Annotated in this window: 6 protein-coding genes and 1 pseudogene; 2 read left to right on the forward strand and 5 right to left on the reverse strand. The window is 68.5% G+C overall.

Going from position 1 to position 5,252, the window contains the following annotated elements; translation table 11 throughout:
• Positions 1–900, reverse strand: a 900-nt coding sequence (locus tag JF597_RS49410) for an acyl-CoA dehydrogenase family protein (RefSeq protein WP_294012544.1), incomplete at its 3' end; no start/stop codon positions are given.
• 132 nt (positions 901–1,032) lie between these two features.
• On the opposite strand from JF597_RS49410, the gene JF597_RS49415 reads away from it, so the two are divergent.
• Together JF597_RS49415 and JF597_RS49420 are read left to right on the forward strand one after the other, a co-directional pair.
• The gene (locus JF597_RS49415; protein ID WP_294012547.1) at positions 1,033–1,749 is read left to right on the forward strand and encodes a TetR/AcrR family transcriptional regulator; all 717 of its coding nucleotides are present in this window, start codon (positions 1,033–1,035) and stop codon (positions 1,747–1,749) included.
• A gap of 147 nt (positions 1,750–1,896) precedes the next feature.
• Positions 1,897–2,337: a VOC family protein gene (locus JF597_RS49420; RefSeq protein WP_294012550.1), complete on the forward strand. Its 441-nt coding sequence runs from the start codon at positions 1,897–1,899 to the stop codon at positions 2,335–2,337.
• A gap of 43 nt (positions 2,338–2,380) precedes the next feature.
• On the opposite strand, the gene JF597_RS49425 is transcribed toward JF597_RS49420, so the two are convergent.
• From JF597_RS49425 to JF597_RS49440, 4 genes and pseudogenes are all read right to left on the reverse strand, one after another.
• On the reverse strand, positions 2,381–3,052 hold the full coding sequence (locus tag JF597_RS49425; RefSeq protein ID WP_294012553.1) for a class I SAM-dependent methyltransferase: 672 nt from the start codon (positions 3,050–3,052) through the stop codon (positions 2,381–2,383).
• Between the two features lie 410 nt (positions 3,053–3,462).
• Positions 3,463–3,876: a VOC family protein gene (locus JF597_RS49430; RefSeq protein ID WP_294012556.1), complete on the reverse strand. Its 414-nt coding sequence runs from the start codon at positions 3,874–3,876 to the stop codon at positions 3,463–3,465.
• Complete coding sequence (locus tag JF597_RS49435; RefSeq protein ID WP_294012559.1) at positions 3,873–4,457, reverse strand: dihydrofolate reductase family protein; 585 nt, start codon at positions 4,455–4,457, stop codon at positions 3,873–3,875. Before JF597_RS49435 ends, JF597_RS49430 begins: the two co-directional genes overlap by 4 nt.
• 492 nt (positions 4,458–4,949) lie before the next feature.
• A pseudogene (locus JF597_RS49440) lies at positions 4,950–5,252 on the reverse strand (hypothetical protein); the annotation flags it as partial.

Here is a 5,252-nt window from a genome sequence, read left to right on the forward strand (position 1 = left end):
GGAGTCGGCCAACAGTTGTTGCACCATGCCGAGTTCGGCCAGCGGCTTACCGAAGGCCGAACGGTCCGACGCACGCTCAAGGGCGATGTCCTGCGCCCGCTTTGCCACGCCGACCCAGCGCATGCAGTGCGTCATCCGGGCCGGCCCGAGTCGCACCTGCGCGTACGCGAACCCCTGGTCCACTTCGCCCAGGACGGCGCTGTCGGTGACTTCGCAGCCCTCGAAGACGATCTCGCTGTGCCCGCCGAACAGGCCTTGGTCCAGCGTGTCGATGTTGCGGACGATCTTCATTCCCGGGTTGTCGGCATCGACGAGGAACATTGTGGCGCCGCCCGCGTCGCCCGGTCCGCCACTGGTGCGCGCCATGCAGATGGCGAAGGCGGCCCCGTCGGCGCCGCTGATGAACCATTTGCGTCCCTCGATCCGCCAGCCGCCGTCGACCCTGGTCGCGGTCGTGGCGAGGGCGCGCGGATCGGAACCGGCGCCCGGCGCGGGCTCGGTCATCGCGAAGCAGGACCGGACCTCACCCGCGGCCAGCGGCCGCAGATAACGCGCCTTCTGTGCCTCCGTGGCGACCACTTCGAGCAGATGCGTGTTGCCCTCGTCGGGTGCCGCGCAGTTCAGCGCCAGCGGCCCGAGCAGCGAATACCCGGCTGCCTCGAACACCACCGCCTGACCGCACAGGTCGAGCCCGAGCCCGCCCCATTCCGTGCCGACGTGCGGGGCGAACACCCCCGCGTCGCGGGCTCCCTGCTGAAGCCGGCGGCGCAGTGGCTCCGGACCGGCGTGGACGTTCCCGTCGCACGCCCGCTCCTCGGGTATCACCACGTCCCGTACGAACGCGGCGGTGCGCCGAGCGACGGCGGCGACCCTCTCGTCGACCTCGAACCCGATCGGCATGTTCACTCCCGAGCTTGGCTACTGACCATTAGCCATCTCAAGGGCGGTGGGGGCGGTATGTCAATGGCCCGGTCTATACTGGCGGCTCCAGTAGAAGAAATCAGCTAATGGTCAGTAGCTTCGGGAGTTAGTGTGAGCTCAGCCCAGAGCGAGGGGCACGGCAAGTCGCTCCACGGAGTGCGCAGCGGATCGCGCAACGGGTCCTACGAGCGGCCGCACCGACCGGCGCGGGCCGAGGGCACGCCCGTCAACGACCGCCGGTCGGCGATCCGGCAGGCCGCGCTGCGGCTCTTCGCCGCACAGGGCTACCGGTCCACCACCATGGCCGACATCGGAGCCGCCGTGGGCATCCGAGGCCCGAGCCTCTACAAGCACGTGGCCTCCAAGCACGAACTGCTGGCCGAGATCATGATCGGCACGATGGAACAGCTCATCGCGGACAACATCGTGGCCGTCTCCGGCACCGACGACGTCCGGGAACAGCTGCGCCGCTCCGTGGAGGCCCACATCCGCTACCACGCCCGCCACCGCCTGGAGGCCTTCGTCGGCAACCGCGAGATCGGCAGCCTGGACCAGCCCGACCAGGACCGGGTGCTCGGCCGCCGCAGCGACTACGAGCGCCGCTTCCGCGAACTCATCGAACAGGGCGCCGCCGAGGGTGCCTTCCACGTGCAGTCCGCCCGCATCGCCTCGTACTCCATCCTCGACATGGGCATCGGCGTCGCCAGCTGGTTCCACGAGGGCGGCGAGTTCTCCGTCGACCAACTCGCCTACCAGTACGGCGACATCGCCCTGCGCATCGCGGGAGCACGCCCGCACGGCGCCACGTCGGCGGAAGCGACTTCATGAGCCGGCCTCAAGCACGATGGCGATGCTGAGGAGAGATCCAGATTTTCGGAGATCGCCGATGTGAGGATGTCGAGAGCGTGCCCACAGCTCCGTCCCAGGGACATCAGCGGCCACCACCGGCCGCACGAAGACGAAGGAGAAACCCGCATGGCGATTCAGCGGATGGACAACGTCGGCATCGTCGTCGAGGACCTCGATGCGGCCGTCGCGTTCTTCGTGGAACTGGGGATGCAGCTGGAGGGCAGGGCGCAGATCGAGGGCCTCTTCGCAGACCAGTGCACCGGACTCGACGGCGTCCGCTGTGACGTCGCGATGGTCCGGACCCCGGACGGTCACAGTCGGCTCGAACTGGCGAAGTACCGCAGCCCCGCAGTGATCAGCGCCGGGCCGCGCAACCGGCCGCACAACATCCTGGGCACTCACCGCGTCATGTTCGCCGTCGACGACATCGAGGACACCGTTGCCCGCCTGAGCCCTCATGGCGCCCAACTCGTCGGCGAGATCGCCCGGTTCGAGGACAGCTATCTGCTCTGCTACGTCCGCGGCCCTGAGGGCATCATCGTCGGACTGGCCGAGCAACTGCGCTGAGAGGGTGCGAGGAACCTGTGGGTGCGTGGTCCGGCCGGCAGCGTCAGTGGGTGGGAGCCTGGTGACGTGAGGCCGGCTTGCGGGCCAGGATTTGCAGACCGGCCGATGTGTTGCCGTTCATGGTGGTCACGGTGGGGCGTCGGGTGTCGACGGTTTCGAAACCGGCGAGCAGCGAAGTGAACCAGTCGCTCGGATGGTGGCGGCACACTGCGCCGTCGCCGGTCTCGAACACCCCGTAGACGCCGTAGGCCTCGGCGAACCTCGCGTAGCGGTCACGGTTGCGCTGGTCGTCCTGAAGCAGCAGGTCGCTGAGGTAGAGCAGTGCGCCGGGCTTGAGGACGCGATGCAGCTCGCCGATCAGCAGCCGCTGTGCGTCGTCACCTGGGACGCAGGTCAGCACCGCGAAGAGCAGGACCACGTCGATGCTCGCGTCCGGGCAGGCGAGTGCCGGCGGCGTGTCGAGTACCGCGAAGCGCATCGCGGGGTGCAGGCCGCGGGCCCGGGCGATCATTTCCGGCGATGTGTCGACGCCGGAGAGGTTGTCAAAGCCCTGCTGTTCCAGCGCGTCCAGGGTTCGGCCGTAGCCGCAGCCGTAGTCGAGGATCGCGGCGCTTCGTTCGACGCTGTCCAGCCACGGTGTGTGCAGCGGATGCGTGAATCGCTTCGTCGTCGCGGCGGCGTCCCAGTAAGCGGTCTGGCTGTCGAGCTCGGACACGGTGGAGCCTCCCATGGGCGTCTCGGGGCGCTCACGCTGCCACGGTCTCGGAGCGTTCGACGAGGTGACCGAACTCCTGAGCGGGCTCCGGGCGCGGACAGGGCGACGATGCGAGGTGCTTTCAGGGGCGTGCGGGGCCGCCTCCCGGATCACCCTGGTGGATGTGGTCGCCCGGTCATGGCAGATGATCTCCGTCCCGGGACGCTTCGTCAGCCTGGCTGCGAACGTCTCCGAGGTTCGGGTCCGGCCGCACCTCCACGACCCGGCCGGCCGCGACGTCGACCAGGACAGGCCGTAGGCACAGCCCTCGCCGTCATCGTCCTGGACCCGAGCGGCAAGACCTGTGGAGGTGGGGATGACGCTGCGCGCCGCGCCGAGGGGAGCGTCGCCACCCCGCTCACCGTGACGACCTAGGAGAAATCTGCTGCGGTGATGCCGTCGGGATGTCCGAACGGCCACTCCACCAGCTCGATCCGGTAGCCGTCCGGGTCCGTGAGCCACGACGTCTTCGGGCCGTCAGGGCCGCCCGGATACTGGACAGGCTCCGGCTCAAGGCCGGCTTCGGCCAGCGCTTTCAGGGTGACATTCAGCGTGTCCACCTGGATCGCGAGGTGGTCGATTCCGTTGCCCACGTCGACGCGTCCGTCGGCGGGACGGTGGACCAGTTCGAGCGAGGCCGCTGGTTCGCCGGGGAACTTGAGGATCACGAGGCGGCTTCCGTCGCCGGCCTCGACCCTGCCCAGCTCGCCGTAGCCCAAGGCGGAGTAGAAAGCCAGCGAGCGATCCAGATCGGTGACGCGGTAGGCGACGAAGAGCGTCTTCATACGGCCTCCCCTGGGCGGCACACCCGGTAACGCAGGTGCGTGACGTCTCGGTCCTCGAGCCGTCGGACGAGGTCGAGTTCGATGTGATCACCCCCGAGGTGGTCGAAGAGTCGTCGGCCGTCCCCGAGGAGGACCTGCACCAGATGGATCTCCATCTCGTCCATCAGCCCGGCCCTGAGAAGGGCTTGGGCCGCGCCCGCCCCATGGACCATGACCGGTCGGTCCCCTGCGGCGGCGCGAGCCTGACGGGCGCAGTCCTCGACGTCGGTGACGAATCGTGCGTGGCCGGGTGGCACGTCCCCGTCGTCCACATGGTGGGTGAGTACGAGGATCGGCACGCCGTCGTGGTGGTCGCCCTGCCAGCGCCCCGCGAGTTCGAAGGTCCGTCGGCCGGAGATCACCGCGCCGGTCGCCAGCGCCTCGCGGTAAATCTGTCCGCTGGGACCGTCGGACTTCCGGTCGTCGAGCCAGTTGAAAAGCCGTCCGCCGTCGCGTCCGAGCTCCTGACCCGGCCGATCGTCCGGCCCTGCGATATAGCCGTCGAGCGACATCGACATGTACAGCCGAATCGGGTTGTGCATCCTTGCCTCCGCCTCTCCTCCATGACACCGGGACTCACCGTGGCCAGATTCCGCCGCGGGGGCGGGCTTGTCACAAGGAAGACTTCAGGCAACCGGCAAACTAATCGGCCTGACGCATCGGCCCTGCTGCCCGGGGCGGCGTGCGGGGGAGCTACTCGGTCGGTGCATCTCGTCACGTTGGCCGATACGGGGTCAGTCCGGCAACCGTCGGCCCCGCCGCAGCCGCGGATGACGCATGGCGTGCTTACGCCAGCCCAAATCCGATCACCTCCAGCTCCAGCACGTGGCGTTGCGCCGGCTCCCACGAGGCCGCCGACGATGTGCGCGCACCGCCCAGGTCGACAGCGTGCAGGCGGCAGTAATCGTGCGCAACGACGGATCCCGCCCCTACAGTGCGGCAGCGTTCATGGACCTGCGTACCTCCTCAGCGACTGGACCATTGGTCGTGCGCGTCATCAGGGAGGACATGGCCATCGACTTCGTACAGATCCGTCATGGACGGAAGCGCGCGGACCACCCAGGTTCCACCAGACCCCATTCGGCGTCCCATTGCGCGTACCTTCTCCGGTCAAGGATCAGGCGCACGCCCGCCCCGACCGCGTAGGATCCGGCGCCCACGCCGAACGCCGCCATAGCGCCCACCAGCCAGCCACTGGTCGTCGCGTTGAACGTGGTCGCCGGCGGTTTGGTGACTTTTCCGTCGCGGGTCACCCACACACGTACGGTGGAGCCCTTGGGAGTTCCCGGTTTCACCAGGGCCGCTCCCGTCCGCACGACACCGTTGAGGTCGGTCCA

Source organism: Streptomyces sp., from assembly GCF_019510245.1.
Taxonomy (GTDB): Bacteria; Actinomycetota; Actinomycetes; order Streptomycetales; family Streptomycetaceae; genus Streptomyces.

What these genes read in the sequence shown, in the direction of transcription:
- JF597_RS49430 (WP_294012556.1), bottom strand. Translation starts at nt 3,876, where the DNA reads ATGAAGACGCTCTTCGTCGCCTACCGCGTCACCGATCTGGATCGCTCG.
- JF597_RS49420 (WP_294012550.1), top strand. Translation starts at nt 1,897, where the DNA reads ATGGCGATTCAGCGGATGGACAACGTCGGCATCGTCGTCGAGGACCTC.
- JF597_RS49435 (WP_294012559.1), bottom strand. Translation starts at nt 4,457, where the DNA reads ATGCACAACCCGATTCGGCTGTACATGTCGATGTCGCTCGACGGCTAT.